The 15,292-nt window shown below is 71.3% G+C and carries 16 protein-coding genes and 2 tRNA genes; 16 read left to right on the top strand and 2 right to left on the bottom strand.

Annotation, left to right across the window (positions count from 1 at the left end):
- Nucleotides 1–143 precede the first annotated feature (143 nt).
- A complete protein-coding gene (locus CEB94_RS13805) occupies nucleotides 144–1,352 on the top strand; it encodes a glycosyltransferase family 2 protein (RefSeq protein ID WP_175432509.1) in 1,209 nt (402 codons plus the stop codon).
- 16 nt (nucleotides 1,353–1,368) lie between these two features.
- On the opposite strand, the gene CEB94_RS13800 is transcribed toward CEB94_RS13805, so the two are convergent.
- Nucleotides 1,369–3,408: a hypothetical protein gene (locus CEB94_RS13800; protein WP_175432508.1), complete on the bottom strand. Its 2,040-nt coding sequence runs from the start codon at nucleotides 3,406–3,408 to the stop codon at nucleotides 1,369–1,371.
- Nucleotides 3,409–3,729: 321 nt separating this feature from the next.
- Between CEB94_RS13800 and proB the strand changes: the two genes are divergently transcribed.
- The 5 genes from proB to CEB94_RS13775 all read left to right on the top strand — a co-directional run bounded on the left by proB (nucleotide 3,730) and on the right by CEB94_RS13775 (nucleotide 8,715).
- On the top strand, nucleotides 3,730–4,836 hold the full coding sequence (gene proB, locus CEB94_RS13795; RefSeq protein ID WP_175436991.1) for a glutamate 5-kinase: 1,107 nt from the start codon (nucleotides 3,730–3,732) through the stop codon (nucleotides 4,834–4,836).
- A 133-nt stretch (nucleotides 4,837–4,969) separates the two neighbouring features.
- Nucleotides 4,970–5,428, top strand: coding sequence for a hypothetical protein (locus tag CEB94_RS13790; protein WP_175436992.1), 459 nt, complete (start codon nucleotides 4,970–4,972; stop codon nucleotides 5,426–5,428).
- Between the two features lie 72 nt (nucleotides 5,429–5,500).
- The gene (locus CEB94_RS13785) at nucleotides 5,501–6,787 is read left to right on the top strand and encodes a glutamate-5-semialdehyde dehydrogenase (RefSeq protein WP_175432507.1); all 1,287 of its coding nucleotides are present in this window, start codon (nucleotides 5,501–5,503) and stop codon (nucleotides 6,785–6,787) included.
- Between the two features lie 192 nt (nucleotides 6,788–6,979).
- Nucleotides 6,980–7,555 (top strand): SCO2584 family spore wall biosynthesis protein, encoded by a 576-nt coding sequence (locus tag CEB94_RS13780; protein WP_455568353.1) that lies wholly within the window; start codon nucleotides 6,980–6,982, stop codon nucleotides 7,553–7,555.
- 89 nt (nucleotides 7,556–7,644) lie between these two features.
- Complete coding sequence (locus CEB94_RS13775; RefSeq protein ID WP_175432505.1) at nucleotides 7,645–8,715, top strand: SCO2583 family membrane protein; 1,071 nt, start codon at nucleotides 7,645–7,647, stop codon at nucleotides 8,713–8,715.
- Nucleotides 8,716–8,779: 64 nt separating this feature from the next.
- Here CEB94_RS13775 and CEB94_RS13770 read toward each other — a convergent pair whose 3' ends face one another.
- Entirely contained in the window at nucleotides 8,780–9,904 is a 1,125-nt protein-coding gene (locus CEB94_RS13770) for a M48 family metallopeptidase (RefSeq protein WP_175436990.1), read from the bottom strand.
- A gap of 124 nt (nucleotides 9,905–10,028) precedes the next feature.
- Here CEB94_RS13770 and CEB94_RS13765 point away from each other — a divergent pair, with 124 nt between their 5' ends.
- The 10 genes from CEB94_RS13765 (at nucleotide 10,029) to CEB94_RS13720 (ending at nucleotide 15,244) form a co-directional block, all read left to right on the top strand.
- Nucleotides 10,029–10,190 carry a hypothetical protein gene (locus CEB94_RS13765; protein WP_175432504.1) on the top strand — a complete coding sequence of 54 codons (162 nt, stop codon included), beginning with the start codon at nucleotides 10,029–10,031 and terminating at the stop codon, nucleotides 10,188–10,190.
- Nucleotides 10,191–10,355: 165 nt separating this feature from the next.
- Complete coding sequence (locus CEB94_RS13760; RefSeq protein WP_175432503.1) at nucleotides 10,356–10,520, top strand: hypothetical protein; 165 nt, start codon at nucleotides 10,356–10,358, stop codon at nucleotides 10,518–10,520.
- Between the two features lie 85 nt (nucleotides 10,521–10,605).
- Nucleotides 10,606–11,349, top strand: a complete 744-nt coding sequence (nadD, locus tag CEB94_RS13755; protein WP_175432502.1) for a nicotinate-nucleotide adenylyltransferase — start codon at nucleotides 10,606–10,608, stop codon at nucleotides 11,347–11,349.
- A gap of 16 nt (nucleotides 11,350–11,365) precedes the next feature.
- Nucleotides 11,366–13,069 carry an LCP family protein gene (locus CEB94_RS13750; protein WP_175432501.1) on the top strand — a complete coding sequence of 568 codons (1,704 nt, stop codon included), beginning with the start codon at nucleotides 11,366–11,368 and terminating at the stop codon, nucleotides 13,067–13,069.
- A 104-nt stretch (nucleotides 13,070–13,173) separates the two neighbouring features.
- A complete protein-coding gene (rsfS, locus tag CEB94_RS13745) occupies nucleotides 13,174–13,620 on the top strand; it encodes a ribosome silencing factor (protein WP_031130930.1) in 447 nt (148 codons plus the stop codon).
- Complete coding sequence (locus CEB94_RS13740; protein WP_175432500.1) at nucleotides 13,617–14,285, top strand: histidine phosphatase family protein; 669 nt, start codon at nucleotides 13,617–13,619, stop codon at nucleotides 14,283–14,285. Before rsfS ends, CEB94_RS13740 begins: the two co-directional genes overlap by 4 nt.
- A 74-nt stretch (nucleotides 14,286–14,359) precedes the next feature.
- Nucleotides 14,360–14,432 (top strand) — tRNA-Ala (locus tag CEB94_RS13735).
- 200 nt (nucleotides 14,433–14,632) lie between these two features.
- On the top strand, nucleotides 14,633–14,806 hold the full coding sequence (locus CEB94_RS13730) for an IS1 family transposase (RefSeq protein ID WP_175432499.1): 174 nt from the start codon (nucleotides 14,633–14,635) through the stop codon (nucleotides 14,804–14,806).
- Nucleotides 14,807–14,809: 3 nt separating this feature from the next.
- Nucleotides 14,810–15,043 (top strand): hypothetical protein, encoded by a 234-nt coding sequence (locus tag CEB94_RS13725; protein WP_006136074.1) that lies wholly within the window; start codon nucleotides 14,810–14,812, stop codon nucleotides 15,041–15,043.
- Nucleotides 15,044–15,171: 128 nt separating this feature from the next.
- Nucleotides 15,172–15,244 (top strand) — tRNA-Ala (locus CEB94_RS13720).
- Nucleotides 15,245–15,292 lie beyond the last annotated feature (48 nt).

The following is a 15,292-nucleotide window of genomic DNA, read 5'->3' as shown; positions in this document are numbered from 1 at the left end:
TCTGCTTCCCCTGCCCTGTCGGTCCACTGTGTGACGTGTCCCACTAACACCTGTGTGCGAGGCAACCGCTTGCCTCGATCACCCGTCTACCAAGTAGCGAATGAGGCGATACGGGGGGAATATCCCATTGACTAGGGGGAAACGTGACCGTGACGCAGCCTGATGTGAGTGTGATCATCGGGGCGTACGAAGCGATGCCGTATCTGATCGAGTGCCTCGCGTCCGTCGAGGCACAGACCATCGATCCGACGCGCGTCGAGGTCATCGCGGTGGACGACGGCTCGACGGACGGAACCGGCGAGTACCTGGAGGAGTTCGCCGAGCGGGCTCCCATGCACGTCCTGGTGATCCGGCAGGAGAACTCCGGCGGCCCCAGCGGCCCGCGCAACGTCGGCCTCGGCAAGGCCGGCGGGCGCTACGTCTTCTTCCTCGACGCCGACGACCGGCTGGGCCCCGAGGCCCTGGAGCGGATGGTCACCATGGCCGACCGCGCCGGCACGGACGTGGTGCTCGGCAAGGTCGAGGGCGTCAACCGCTCGGCGCCGAAGTCCATGTGGGGCAAGACGGTGGAGCGGACGGACGTCTTCTCCTCCAACATCAAGTTCACGCTCAGCGCGCAGAAGCTGTTCCGCCGCGCTCTGCTGGACCGGCACGGCATGCGCTTCGACGAGTCGCTGTTCACCGGCGAGGACGCGCTGTTCACCATGGAGGCGTATCTGCGGGCGGACGGCGTCTCCGTGGTCGCCGACCACACCTGCTACTACCTGGTCGGCCGCGACGACGGCAAGCACGTGACGAAGAGCGGCAGTTACACACTGCGCTTTGACTCCGCGCGGGCCCTGATGGACCTCATCGCCGATCTCGTCCCCGCGGGCGGCCGGCGTGACCAGCTGATGGTCCGGCCCTTCCTCGTCACGCTGCTGCCGCAGTTCGGGCCCAAGTACCTCTCGGACAGCGAGGAGATACGCCGGCACAAGTTCGAGCTGGCCGAGCCGCTGATGGACACCTACTGGACCGAGGGCGTCGCCCAGCGCCTCAAGGTCCACGAGCGGCTGCGGCTGCACCTGGTCGCCGAGCAGCGCCCCGACCTGCTGCTGGACGTCGTGAAGTTCGTCAAGGCCAAGAAGCAGGCGGCGGCCCTCCTGGAGAGGAAGGGCCGCCGTGTCTACCTGGTCTACCCGCACTTCCGGGACCGCGCCGCCGGCGTTCCCGACTTCGTCTATCTCGCCGAGCCCCGGGAGGCCCGGGCCTTCCCGGGCTACCGGGAGGGCGGCGTCGACACGTTCGTACGCCGGGCGGTGCGCAAGGCGCGGCGGGTGCTGACCTCCCGGGAAATGCGGCACGCGGCGTGAACCCGCGTGCCGCCGCTCAGCGTGGTGCGGTCGGGACCGCGGTCTCGGTGCGCTGGCCGGGCAGTTCCGCGGCCAGCCGCTCCGCCACCCGTGCCCGGTGGTCCCGGGCCTCCCCGCACAGCGCCCGGACGGCCTCGTTGAAGCGCTCCTGCGACGACGGCTCCGCCGGGCCCAGCAGACGCAGCTTCAGCTCCGCGCGCGCCTCGGCCAGTTCGTCGTGCTCCGGGTGCCGGACCGTCTCCAGCAGGTCCGGCACCCCGGCGGCGTCGGGCGTCAGCACCGTCGCCGCCACCACCGTCGGGAACGCCGTACGGAAGGCGTCCTCGGGCAGCCCGCTGGTGTTGGCCACCGCATACGGCTTCTCGCTCGCCAGGAAGTCGCTGATCACGCTCGACACATCGCTGATCAGCAGGTCGGCCACGTTGAAGCAGGAGTACAGCGTGGGCCGGGCGTCCGTGATGATCTGGTGCTCGCCCTCCGGCAGCGAGGCCCAGTACGCCTCCTCCCAGGCGGCCGTCGCCCGCGTCACCGCCGCCGCGCGGCCCGGCTCCGGCGCCGACTGCACCAGCATCCGCTCCACGGTGTCGGCCCCGGCCCGGAAGACCGACGTGGTGAGCCGGTCCAGCTCGGCGGTGCGGCGGGTGAGTTCCGCGCTGTCCGAGGGACGCACCCCGGTCCGCTCCCGGTTGGCCGCCCGGATCAGCTCCCGGATCCGCAGATCGGCCGCGCCCGCGCGCGGGTCCACCGAGCCCGTCAGCGGATGCGGCTTGTAGAGCAGCCGCACGCCGGGGTCCGCGAGCAGCGCCCGGACCAGGTTCTCGCCGGCCGCGATCACCGACGTGTTGCCGGGGTTGCCGTCCCAGCCCTCCCAGGTCGGCGCGTACAGCACGGTCGTCCGGGCCCCGGCCGGCGGGCCCGCGTAGGGCAGCACGCCGTCCAGTTGCGGGCGGCCCGTCTCCACCACGTCCTTGTCCTCGACCCCGACCTCGGCCAGCGCGTACCGCTCACGCGCGGCGGGCCCGGCCACCCACACCTCGTCGTACGCCTTCGCGTACGGGTTGCACGAGGACAGCTTGTCGCTCTCGCCGTGGTTGACGAAGGTGTGCTTGATGGTGGGGATGCGCAGCACCTGGGAGGTCTTGCCGGAGTTCGACGGGTGGATGAGGACCTGGAGCGTGGAGTGCTCCAGACGCATCAGAGTCGACACCTTCGGCAGGCACACGATCGGGATGTCCGTCGCGGCGATCTTCTGCACCATGAACCGCTCGCGCAGCACGATGACCGGCCTGCCGGCAGGCCCGGCGGCGAGCGGCTCCAGCCACATGTTCGCCTGGTAGGCCGAGGCGGCGCCGCCGGAGAAGTACAGGCCGACGGTCGGCCGGTACGCGGCCAGCCACGCGTCGAACCAGTCGAGCACCTCCTGCTCGGCCGCCGGCCGACGGCCCGGCAGCAGCCGCAGGAGCAGCGCGCCGAGACCGGTCAGTCCGAGGGCGAGGGAGAGCGCGATACCCGCGGCCGCGTACACCGGCCGGTCGCCCGGTGCGCTGGCCAGCAGTCCGGCCGTCGCCGGCAGGCCGAACACCAGCAGCCGGGGCCCGGGACGGCGCAGCAGTACCGACGGGGCCGGGGACAGCCGCAGCGCCGAGGCGTCGATGTTCCGGGTGACCACCGGCAGGGTGCGGGTGCGGCGCACCAGCACGGAGACCGCCTGGATCGCACAGTGCAGCACGTAGAAGACGAGCAGCCCCGCCACCAGCGGGGCGTACACCGTCTCCCGGTCCTGCTCGCCCAGCCGCAGCAGGGCCACGACCAGCAGCAGGTCCCGCAGGACGTGCCGCACGGTGATGTCCGCGTGCGACTTGGCGAACAGCGACAGCACCCCCCGCTGCCACCGGTACAAGGCGCCCTCGGTGGCCAGGGAGACGACCGTCGCGGCGAGCAGCAGCGGGACATCGGGCAGCAGCGCCGCGGCCGCCTGTGCGGCGAACGCGGCGGCCAGGACGACGGTGACCAGCCCCTTGAGGAGGGCCGGTGGGCGGGGGAGAGGTACGGGCACTGCGGTCACTCCAGGAGCGTCGGGTCGGCGCAGGTCGGCCGTCCGGGTTAACGCGCGGCGACCTCCTGACGACACGCGCGGGTCGCCGGGGTGTGGGGACGGCTGCCCTAGCGCGTGCCGTCGGACCGTAGCGGAAGATCTCATTCCTGTCGTGGGTGGGGCCGATCGGAGGAGGCGACGGCTGCCGTCCCGTGACGCGGGCGGCACCGTCCGTAGCGTGGACCGGCGCCGCACCCCGCCCGGCCGTCCCGTAGATTTCCCGGTGAGCGACCGAATCGACGCGAGGGGACGGACGGCGACGTGGCAGGGGCAAGACAGGCCGTGGGCGAGGCCCGCAGGATCGTCGTCAAGGTCGGGTCCTCCTCGCTGACCACCGCCTCGGGCGGCCTGGACGCGGACCGTGTGGACGCGCTGGTCGATGTCCTCGCCAAGGTCCGCAGCGGAGGGGAGCGCGAGATCGTCCTGGTCTCCTCGGGCGCCATCGCCGCCGGCCTCGCCCCACTGGGCCTGCGCCGCCGCCCCAAGGACCTCGCCCGGCAGCAGGCCGCCGCCAGCGTCGGGCAGGGCCTGCTGGTCGCCCGCTACACCGCCTCCTTCGCCCGCTACGGCGTCCGTGTCGGGCAGGTGCTGCTGACCTCCGACGACATGAGCCGCCGCTCGCACCACCGCAACGCCTCGCGCACCCTCGACAAGCTGCTCGCGATGGGCGCCTTCCCGATCGTCAACGAGAACGACACCGTCGCCACGGACGAGATCCGCTTCGGCGACAACGACCGGCTCGCCGCCCTCGTCGCCCACCTCGTCCACGCCGACCTGCTGGTCCTGCTGTCCGACGTGGACGGCGTCTACGACGGAGACCCCGCCAAGCCCGGCACCTCCCGCATCGGCGAGGTGCGCGGCCCCTCCGACCTCGCGGACGTCGAGATCGGCAGCACGGGCAAGGCCGGCGTCGGCACCGGCGGCATGGTCACCAAGGTCGAGGCCGCCCGGATCGCGGCCGCCGCCGGTGTCCCCGTCGTCCTCACCAGCGCCGTCCACGCGGCCGACGCCCTGACCGGTCAGGACACCGGTACCTTCTTCCACCCCACCGGCAAGCGCTCCGCCGACCGGCTGCTGTGGCTCCAGCACGCCTCCACCCCGCAGGGCGCGCTGACCCTGGACGACGGCGCCGTCCAGGCCGTCGTGGACCGCCGCAAGTCGCTGCTGCCGGCCGGGATCGCCGCCGTCGAGGGCGACTTCGTCGCCGGCGACCCGGTCGAGCTGCGGGACGGCGCGGGGCACGCGGTGGCCCGCGGGCTCGTCAACTTCGACGCCAAGGAGATCCCCCGGCTGATCGGCCGCTCGACCCGGGAACTGGCCCGCGAACTCGGAGCCGCGTACGAACGCGAGGTCGTACACAGGGACGACCTGGTGGTCCTGCACCCGTAATGCGCCGAAACGTCCGCCCCCGGTGGTGGACGTTCCGCAAAACCGCCCCGCGATCCGTTGCGGCCTGCTCAACTTTGTCCCAGGGAACTGTTCCGCAGCAGCGCCAAGCGCAAAGGAGGCCGTCGTGAGACGAGTGCGCCCTGGGACTCAGGCGTCCCACGGTGGTGCCGGCTCCCGCGCGGCCGGCGAGGAGCGCGCCCTGACGAGCGTGGCGGCCGGGGACCGCTTCCGGGGCGAGGAACCCGGTGACACCCCGCGCCTGTGGCACGTCACCCTCAGCGTCTCCGGCAAGGAGGCCCCGCTGCCGGAGGTCCGGCGCGCCCTGGAGCAGCTCGCCCACGACCATCCCTTCTTCCTGACCAGCCGGTACGCGGTCGACCACGCCGAGATCCGCTACTGGGAGGAGGCCCGCGACCTGCACGACGCGGCCGCCGTCGCCCTGCGCCTGTGGGGCGAGCACCGGCAGACCGCCGGGCTGCCGCCCTGGGAGATCGTGGGCCTGGAGGTCATCGACCGCGCGACGTACCACCAGCGCATCGCGGAGGGGTACGGGCCGCCCCCGGCCTCGCCGGTCGGAGTTCACCCCTTTTGATCCGGTCCGGGAAGTGTCTCGGGGTGTGAAACGCGCGATGAACGCATCCGCCGGGCGCACTACCCTTCCCTCATGACCACGCTTTCGCCGTATGACTCCATGTCCCCGGTCACCGAGGCCGCCTACCGCGCCAAGGCCGCCGCCGCGACCCTCGCGCCGCTGCCCCGGGCCGACAAGGACGACGCGCTGCTCGCCATCGCCGACGCGCTGGAGGTCCGCACGAGCGAGATCGTCGAGGCCAACGCCAAGGACGTCGCAAAGGCCCGCGAGGCCGGCATCAGCGAGGGCATGATCGACCGGCTCACGCTCACCCCCGAGCGGATTCGCGCCATCGCCTCCGACGTGCGCGACGTCGCCGCCCTGCCCGACCCGGTCGGCGAGGTCGTCCGCGGCTCCACGCTGCCCAACGGCATCGACCTGCGCCAGGTCCGCGTGCCGCTCGGCGTCGTCGGGATCATCTACGAGGGCCGGCCGAACGTCACCGTCGACGCCGCCGCGCTCTGCCTGAAGTCCGGCAACGCGGTCCTGCTGCGCGGCTCCTCCTCGGCGTACCAGTCGAACACCGCCCTCGTGCGGGTCCTGCGCGACGCCGTGGGCGGGGCCGGGCTGCCCGCCGACGCCGTCCAGCTCGTCCCCGGGGAGAGCCGCGACAGCGTGCGCGAGCTGATGCGCGCCCGCGGCCTGGTCGACGTACTCATCCCGCGCGGCGGCGCCTCCCTGATCAACACGGTCGTCCAGGAGTCCGTCGTCCCGGTCATCGAGACCGGCACCGGCAACTGCCACGTCTACGTCGACGCCCAGGCCGACCTCGACATGGCCGTCGAGATCCTGATCAACTCCAAGGCCCACCGGGTCGGCGTCTGCAACGCCGCCGAGACCCTGCTGGTCCACCAGGACATCGCCGACGACTTCCTGCCCCGCGCCCTGGACGCCCTCGCGGAGGCCGGGGTCACCGTGCACGCCGACGAGCGCGTGCAGGCCCACGCCAAGGACTCCAAGGCCACCGTCGTCGAGGCGACGGCCGAGGACTGGGAGACGGAGTACCTGTCGTACGACATCGCCGCCGCGGTCGTGGACTCGCTGGACAAGGCGGTCGAGCACATCCGGCTGTGGACCTCCGGCCACACCGAGGCCATCGTGACGACCTCCCAGCAGGCCGCACGTCGCTTCACCCAGCTGGTCGACTCGACCACGGTCGCCGTGAACGCCTCCACCCGCTTCACCGACGGCGGCCAGTTCGGCTTCGGCGCGGAGATCGGCATCTCCACGCAGAAGCTGCACGCCCGTGGCCCCATGGGCCTGCCGGAGCTGACCAGTACGAAGTACATCGTCACCGGGGACGGGCACATCCGGCGCTGACCACGTTCGGCGTAAGGCGGTATGCGGGCTCGCGCATGGATGTGCAGGGCCGGGCGAGGCGGCGCATCCGCGTGCGGCAGGGGCGGACCGGCCGGGCGTGCGCCCTGGCGAACTCCGCGGGAGCCGTCTCGACCGGCGGATGAATTTCCATACCGTCTGCCCAAATTGACCCCCCAGGTCTACTCTGGATTCGTGCCGGAGGACGTGGGGGGCACGCCGTTTCCGGACGGCCGGGAGCCCGACGACGATCACGACCGCGGGGTGTCGGACGAAGAGTTCGCCTCCGTGGTCTTCGACGAGGCCTTCGTACGCGCGGCCGTGGTGCACGAGCCGACCGCAGTGGAGCGCCTCCTGGCCGCGGCACGGGCGAGAGCCGAGGCCTCCGAGGCGGAGGCGCGCCGCGCCCACACCGGAGGCGAGCGGTACGACGACGGGTACGGCCCGGACGGGCCCGGCGATTTCGGCCATGATCCCGACCTCGACGGTTCGGACGACCCCGACGTCCTGGAAGACCACTACGGCGCCGCGGGGCCGTACTCCAAACAGGTCCGCTGGCACCGCCCGGTCGCCTGGGTGCTCGCCCTCGTGATGGGCATCGGCATGGTCGCGCTGGCCTTCACGGCGGTCTACCGGGGTGCGTCCTCCAGCCGCGAGGAGCCCGCGCCGCCGCCCGCCACGACCGGCCTGGAACAGGGCGGCGGAGCCACCCCCTCGGCTTCCGCCGACTACTCCCAGCCTGCCGTCTCGGTGATCCCCCGCAGCCCCTGACCGGAACCCGCCCATCTTGGTGAGAACCTGTCAGAACTTGTGGTGCAGCAGGGCGTTTACCTGAGCTTCCGGCGACCTACCCTGAAGATATGGGCGGGCCTGGAAACCCACCTGAGGGGACTCCCGAGGGTGCCCCCGGAGGTGGCGAGGACGAGTACCGATCCGTCGTCTTCGACGAGTCGTTCGTCCGTGCTGCCCGCCTCCAGGAGTTCTCCGCGCAGGAGCGCATCGCCGACCACGCCCCGGCTGTGCGACGCCGGCCGCCCCTGCGCCGGGGCCTGTCCCGGCAGGCGCTGGTCCTGGTCCTGCTGATCGCCGTCGCCTTCGGCACCGCGATCTACATGGGAGTGCGGCACCCCTACCAGACGCCTGCCGCCCAGGAGCCCATGGAGCCCCTGCGGATGACCGTCATCCCGCTCGTTCCCGAGGGGAAGGTGCCCGGAACGGCCGAATCGGCGTACCTGTACGAGCACAGCCCCGCCGCACAGTTCAAGACCGGCGCGGAGGGGGTGCCGCTGCCCGCCTCGCGGCGCACCGCGCACTTCTCCGACAGCCAGGTCGTGAGCGCCCTGACCACCGCCAAGGACTACATCATCCGGTCGGCCCTGGACCCGGAGGTGCTCACGGGCGGCGAGGTCCGTGCCGTCCGGGTCCTGCTCGACTCCGAGCAGCTGGACCAGTTCGACCAGAGCTTCGCCCGCCCCACCGCCGACGGACGCCACGCGCCCACCGGCTGGCTTGTCCGCTTCGACCCCTCGCGCGCCGAGCTCGCCGACCGCAAGGTCCGGGTCCAGGGCACGCTCCAGGCCGCCGAGGCCGACTCGTCCACGCTCGAGGTCACCGCCGACCACACGTTCGTGTACGCGCTGCGGGCGGCCGGGGCCGGTGACAAGGACGAGGTGTCCCTGTTCACCCTCCGGCGCGAGCTGCACTTCCGCTTCGACCGCGACGACCTGCGGCTGCACCAGGCCCAGCTCGTCGTCTCCTACGTCCAGGCCGGTCCTCTGTCCTGCGCCGAGGACTCCACGAACCATCTCCGCCCCCTGCTCGCCGGCCAGACGGCCAAGGAGGGCGGCCCCGCGGGCACCGATCCCTACGCCACGGGCAGCGCGACGGCCCTGTGCGGCTCCCTGGCGAAGAGCGCGCAGCCGAAGGTCTGAGGCGTGTGAGGCGGGCCCGAGAGGGCCTTTGCGGCCCGCCAGGCGCCCTGATGGTGCCTAGCGCCTAGCTCTCGTTACGCGGCGGCTGATCGTCCCCCGGGGAGTCCGGCGACGCATCCGTGTCCGGCCCCTGGGGCGGCTTCGGGGACGGGCTGCTGAACCCGCCGAAGCCGCGGCGGACCCGGTCGCCCAGGTCGCCGGCGCCGCCCGCGAGGTCCGTGACCAGCTTCATCAGCGGGTCCTTGGAGCTCTTCACGTGGGTGCTGTAGTGGTTCGCCGATTCCCGCCAGGAGTCCCGGACCGAGGTGTCCTTGTCCTCGTCGCGCCGCGGGTAGTGGCCGTCCATGATCCGCTGGTAGTCCCGCGACTCGGCCCACTTCTTCAGCTCGGCCGCCCGCACGGTGGTGAAGGGGTGGGAGCGGGGCAGCACGTTCAGGATCTTCAGCACGGAGTCGCGCAGGTCGCCCCCGGCCTCGTACTCCTCGGCCTGGGCGAGGAACGCGTCCACGTTCATCTCGTGCAGGTGGTTGCCGCCCGCGATCTTCATCAGGCCCCGCATGGAGGCCTCCAGATCCTGCCCGACCAGCAGCCCCGCACGGTCCGCCGACAGCTCCGACTTGCGGAACCACTCCCGCAGCCCGGTCACGATCGCCATGATCGCGAGGTTGCCCAGGGGGATCCAGGCGACCCGGACGGCGAGGCTCGTCAGGAACAGCAGGATCGTCCGGTAGACGGAGTGGCCGGACAACGCGTGCCCCACCTCGTGCCCGACGACCGCACGCATCTCCTCCTCGTCCAGCAACTCGACGAGGCCCGTCGTGACGACGATGATCGGCTCGTCCAGGCCGATGCACATCGCGTTCGGCTGTGGGTCCTGGTTCACGTACATCGGCGGGACCTTCTCCAGGTCCAGGACGTAGCAGGCGTCCCGCAGCATCACGTTCAGATGGGCGAACTGCTGGTCCGAGACCCGTACCGAGTCGGACAGGAACAGCAGTCGCAGACTGCGCTCGGGCAGCAGGCCGCTGAGCGCCTTGAACACCGTGTCGAAACCGCTCAGCTTGCGCAGCGCCACCAGGGCGGAGCGGTCGGCCGGGTGCTCGTAGGTGCGCGAGGAGATCCCGGGGAAGCGCCTGCGCTGCCTGCTCGGCACGTGCTCGTGCCCGTTGTGCTCGTGGCCGTCGGACATGTCTTCCCCCATGCGTCTGGTGTGACCTTTGCGGCCCCTTGTGCGGCCTTTTGCTTCCCCGAGGCAGAGCCCAGCCTAGGCGGAGTTACGGTGGTCGGGCAGTACAGCGAAGGAGACCACCGCCATGGAGCACCACCCCGTATCCGCCTGGCTCGCCGAGGCCGCGAGCGCCGCCGAGCGGCAAGGGGGGCCGGGGATGCTGCGGTACGTGCTGCTCGTGATGATCGTGGGCTGTGCGCTGACCGCGTGGTTCCTGCTGCGTGGCTACAGACGGAAGGACGACTGAGGCCACCCGAAGGTTCCCCGCCGGGCCCCCGGGACCGGGCCCGGCGGCAGCGCGTGCGACCGCCCGCGGTACGAACAGGCGGAGTCGGGGTGATCGCGCAACGGGCGCCCGCTTACGATGAGCCGACGTCTTTATCCCGCCCACACGCGATAGGTCCTGCCGAAGATGAGCTTCCACAGCACCGCTGCCCAGTTGGTCACCCTCGCCGCCGAGGGCGAGGAGCACGGCGGAAACCACGAGAGCCTCAACCCCTACCTCACCGGTGGCGGCGCACTCTTCATCCTGCTGCTCCTGCTGTGGATCACCACCCGCTTCAACCGCGACCGCTGAGACCGGCGGGGCATCCCGCCGGGGATGCCCGGGGGACCACGGGGGCGGCCGGAGCCCTCAGGCAGGGCCGGTAGGGTCTGCACGCATGGGAGAGCAGGACATGCCTACCGGCCCGGCGAACGAGACGCCGCACGACCCGGCACAGGACGCGGCGAGCGGCACCGAGGGACACTCGGAGCCCCGCCGTGCCTCCGCGGTGGCCCGCCGTGCCGACGGCCCCGGAAAGAGCCCGTCGCGACCCGGCAAGCGCCGCCTCGGCGTCATGGGCGGCACCTTCGACCCGATCCACCACGGGCACCTGGTGGCGGCCAGCGAGGTCGCCGCGGCGTTCCACCTCGACGAGGTGGTCTTCGTCCCGACCGGCCAGCCCTGGCAGAAGAGCCACCGGAGTGTCTCCCCGGCCGAGGACCGCTACCTGATGACGGTCATCGCGACCGCCGAGAACCCGCAGTTCTCCGTGAGCCGCATCGACATCGACCGCGGCGGTCCCACCTACACCGTGGACACCCTGCGCGACCTGCGCGCGCTCAACCCCGACACGGACCTGTTCTTCATCACCGGCGCCGACGCGCTCGCCCAGATCCTCACCTGGCGGGACAGCGAGGAGCTGTTCTCCCTGGCGCACTTCATCGGAGCCACCCGGCCGGGCCACCACCTGGACGACTCCGGGCTCCCGGAAGGCGGTGTCTCGCTCGTGGAGGTTCCCGCTCTGGCCATCTCCTCCACCGACTGCCGTGCGAGAGTCGCCAAGGGCGACCCCATCTGGTACCTGGTGCCGGACGGCGTCGTGCGCTATATCGACAAGCGCGAGCTGTACCGCGGCGAGTGAGCCGAGAGGGGCACCGGTGAACGACCGATACGACGCGGGGGCCGCAGACCACGGCGCCGACCAGTACGAGCTCGTCGGCTACGACGAGTACGGCCAGCCTGTCTACCGGCAGGTCCAGACCCAGCAGCAGACGTACGACCCGTACGCCCAGCAGCACCAGCAGGGCTACGGCTACGACCCGTACGGGCAGCAGGGGCAGCAGTCCCCGCCTGCCTACGACTACGGCACGGGCCGGCAGCAGTCCGCCGCGCCCTACGGCGCCTATGACCCGTACGCCACCGGCTCGCACCAGGGCGCCCCCCACGACCCCTACGGTCAGGCCCCGGCCACCGGCGCCACCGGCCGGCAGCCCCTCGTCGCCGAACAGACCGCGCAGCAGACCGCCCACATCCCGCAGCAGGCCGGCCCGGCCCACGACCAGGAGGCCCCGGCCGAGCCGCAACGGGAGTACCACACCGAGCAGTTCGCCTTCGTCGAGGAACCGGACGCCAACTCCGAAGACGTCATCGACTGGCTGAAGTTCACCGAGAACCGCACCGAACGCCGCGAGGAGGCCCGGCGCCGGGCCCGCAGCCGGATCGTCGCCCTGGCGGTCGTGCTCGCCCTCGTCGCGGCCGGCGGCGTCGGCTACCTCTGGTACGCCGGAAAGCTCCCCGGCCTGTCCTCCGACGACTCCAAGACCGGCACCGCGACGGCCGCGGGCGCCCAGAAGCGCGACGTGATCGTCGTCCACCTGCACGACACCAAGGGCGGCGGCACCTCCACCGCCCTCCTCGTCGACAACACCACCACGAAGCGGGGCACCACCGTCCTGATGCCCAACTCCCTCGCCCTGAGCAGCGACGACGGCACCACGACGACGCTCGCCAAGTCGGTCGAGGACGACGGCTCCGACGGCACCCGCGACGCACTCGACACGGTCCTCGGCACCGACATCGAGGGCACCTGGCGCCTGGACACCCCCTACCTGCAGAACCTCGTCGACCTCGTCGGCAGCATCGACGTCGACACCGACGCCGACGTGCCCGACCCCGCCGCGAAGAAGGAGGGCGAGGCCCCCCTGGTCAACAAGGGCCAGGACCAGACCCTCAGCGGCAAGATGGCGGTCGCCTACGCCACCTACCGCGCGCCCGGCGAGGCCCAGAACGCCCAGCTGGAGCGCTTCGGGCAGGTCATGCAGGGCATCCTGCGCAAGATGTCCTCCGACCCGCAGGCCGCGACGACCACCATCCAGACCCTCGCGCAGATCCTGGACCCCTCCCTCACCGACAAGGACCTCGGCACCTTCCTCGCCGGGCTCTCCGACCTCGCCAAGGGCGGCGACGTCAAGACCGACCTGCTGCCCGTCCAGAGCGACGGCACGCTCAGCGCCCAGGCGAGCGCCGGTGTGGTCAGGAACGTCCTCGGCGGCACCGCCAAGAGCCCCGACAAGGACGCCGCCGTCAGCGTCGCCGTCCAGAACGCCACCGGCGTCAAGGACAACACCGAGAAGGCCCGCGTCGTGCTCCTCAACGGCGGCTTCACCTTCCTGGAGAGCGGCACCGGCACCGCCCAGGCCACCTCCGAGGTCGTCTACGCCGACGCCGCCGACAAGGCGAACGCCGCCGAGGTCGCCAAGACCCTGGGCCTGCCCGCCGGCTCCGTCACCAAGGGCAGGATCTCCGCGAGCGCCGACGTCTCCGTGGTCCTCGGCCAGGACTACAAGCCGTCGTCCGGCTAGCCGGCGGGAGCGCGCTCCCCACGTGATCTCCGTCATCGCGTGGGGGTCCCGCTGCGGTCCGTGAGACCCTTGGTGGCAAGTGTCCGCCGACCGAAAGCCTTGTAGTGACCGTGACCGACCGCTCTCACGAGCTGATCAACACCGCCGCCCAGGCGGCTGCCGACAAGCTGGCCCACGACATCGTCGCCTACGACGTCAGTGAGGTGCTGTCCATCACGGACGCCTTCCTGCTGGCCTCCGCGCCCAACGACCGCCAGGTCAAGGCGATCGTGGACGAGATCGAGGAGCGCCTCTCGAAGGAGCTCGGCGCCAAGCCGGTGCGCCGCGAGGGCGACCGCGAGGCCCGCTGGGTGCTGCTCGACTACGTCGACATCGTCGTCCACGTCCAGCACAGCGAGGAGCGCGTCTTCTACGCCCTGGAGCGGCTGTGGAAGGACTGCCCCGAGCTCGAACTGCCCGAGGAGGCCAAGGCCACCCGCGGCAAGGCCGAGGAGCACGCCAAGCTGCGCGCGGCCGAGGAGGCGGCGGAACTGGACGGTGACTGGCGGTGACCTCCTTCAGTGAGGCGTCCGCCACGAAGGGCCGGGGCCGCCGCGTCATCCTGTGGCGGCACGGCCAGACCTCGTGGAACGTGGAGCGCCGCTTCCAGGGCAGCACGGACGTCGAGCTGACCGAGACGGGCCTGGCCCAGGCCCGTCGCGCCGCCCGGCTGCTCGCCTCGCTGAAGCCGGACGCGATGGTCGCCTCCGACCTGCGGCGTGCCGCCGCCACGGCCGCCGAGCTGGCCACGCTCACCGGCCTCGACGTCACCTATGACGAGGCGCTGCGCGAGACCTACGCGGGCGCCTGGCAGGGCCTCACGCACGAGGAGATCATCGCCCGGTACGGCGAGGAGTACACCGCGTGGAAGCGCGGTGAGCCCGTCCGCCGCGGTGGCGGCGAACTGGAGACCGAGGTCGCCGACCGCGCCGCCCCCGTGGTGCTCCGGCACGCCGAGAAGCTCCCCGAGGACGGCACGCTCGTCGTGGTCAGCCACGGCGGCACGATCCGCACCACCATCGGCCGCCTCCTCGGTCTCGACCCCCACCACTGGGAGAGCCTCGGCGGACTCTCCAACTGCTGCTGGTCCGTGCTCGGCGAAGGCGCCCGCGGCTGGCGCCTGCTGGAGCACAACGCCGGCACCCTGCCGGAACCGGTGCTCGGCGACGACGACTGACCCCGGATTTCACTTTCCGGCAGGTCGCAGGCTAAAGTTCTTCTTGTTCGCCCCGCCAGCGGGGACGGACGCGAGGGGCTATAGCTCAGTTGGTAGAGCGCCTGCATGGCATGCAGGAGGTCAGGAGTTCAATTCTCCTTAGCTCCACGTCAAGATCCCGTTCCCGGTCAGGGGGCGGGATTTTTCGTGCTCCGGTTTGAGTCACTCGGGCTCGCTGAGGCGTATACCTCTACGGCCCCGCCGGGTGCCGTGTCCGGACTGGTACTGAGGCGTCGCTGACCGTATTGGTCCGGCCGTGGCAGAATCAAACGGCCGGAAGGGGGCGCGGCCCGACGGGAGGAGTAGCGATGCCTGCGAGCATCCTCGAGGAGGTCGACCACCTCCTCGAAGCGGCGGTCACACGGGACATGTCCACCCGCCTCAGCTGCCCTTCCTGTGGATCCGCGCACGTGGCCCAGATGCTCGGCGACAACGGCGGGATTTCCTACGTGTGCACGGCCTGCGGCCACAGCTGGAGCTGATCGATGGGTGCACACAGGCGGAAGTGCGACTGGTGCGGCAGCGGGACTCCGATCGTCCGCGACATGGAACCGATCAATCCCGACTACCAGTACTGGTGCGAGGAATGCGCGCGGGCGCTGATCATAAAAGGCGACCCGATCGAGACGTACCGCGAGTTGGAGGGGGAGCCGATCTACGGCCGGCTTCTGGAGGAGCACTGCACGCTCAAGCGGTTCTATTCGTTCGTCACGGCCTGAGCCCGCAGAGTCGGTGCAAATCCGGCATAGCGGGCATCTCCGTACGAGGTGAAATCGATTTGGTGTTGGGCCCGGTGGGCCAGTAATGTTGGCTTCGCCGCCGGGGAAACCCGGAGGGGCACCGGCAAGGGGCTATAGCTCAGTTGGTAGAGCGCCTGCATGGCATGCAGGAGGTCAGGAGTTCAATTCTCCTTAGCTCCACAGTAGATGAGAAGGCGGGCCATCCGAATCGGATGGCCCGCCTTCTTT

Source organism: Streptomyces hawaiiensis (genome assembly GCF_004803895.1).
Taxonomy (GTDB): Bacteria; Actinomycetota; Actinomycetes; order Streptomycetales; family Streptomycetaceae; genus Streptomyces; species Streptomyces hawaiiensis.
Note: the sequence above shows the minus strand (reverse complement) of the source record. Positions and strands in the feature narration are given on the sequence as shown.

Coding starts and splice junctions, on each gene's coding strand:
- CEB94_RS13785 (WP_175432507.1), top strand. CDS start 5,501: ATGACCACGCTTTCGCCGTATGACTCCATGTCCCCGGTCACCGAGGCC.
- CEB94_RS13775 (WP_175432505.1), top strand. CDS start 7,645: ATGGGCGGGCCTGGAAACCCACCTGAGGGGACTCCCGAGGGTGCCCCC.
- CEB94_RS13770 (WP_175436990.1), bottom strand. CDS start 9,904: ATGTCCGACGGCCACGAGCACAACGGGCACGAGCACGTGCCGAGCAGG.
- CEB94_RS13765 (WP_175432504.1), top strand. CDS start 10,029: ATGGAGCACCACCCCGTATCCGCCTGGCTCGCCGAGGCCGCGAGCGCC.
- CEB94_RS13760 (WP_175432503.1), top strand. CDS start 10,356: ATGAGCTTCCACAGCACCGCTGCCCAGTTGGTCACCCTCGCCGCCGAG.
- nadD (WP_175432502.1), top strand. CDS start 10,606: ATGGGAGAGCAGGACATGCCTACCGGCCCGGCGAACGAGACGCCGCAC.
- CEB94_RS13730 (WP_175432499.1), top strand. CDS start 14,633: ATGCCTGCGAGCATCCTCGAGGAGGTCGACCACCTCCTCGAAGCGGCG.
- CEB94_RS13725 (WP_006136074.1), top strand. CDS start 14,810: ATGGGTGCACACAGGCGGAAGTGCGACTGGTGCGGCAGCGGGACTCCG.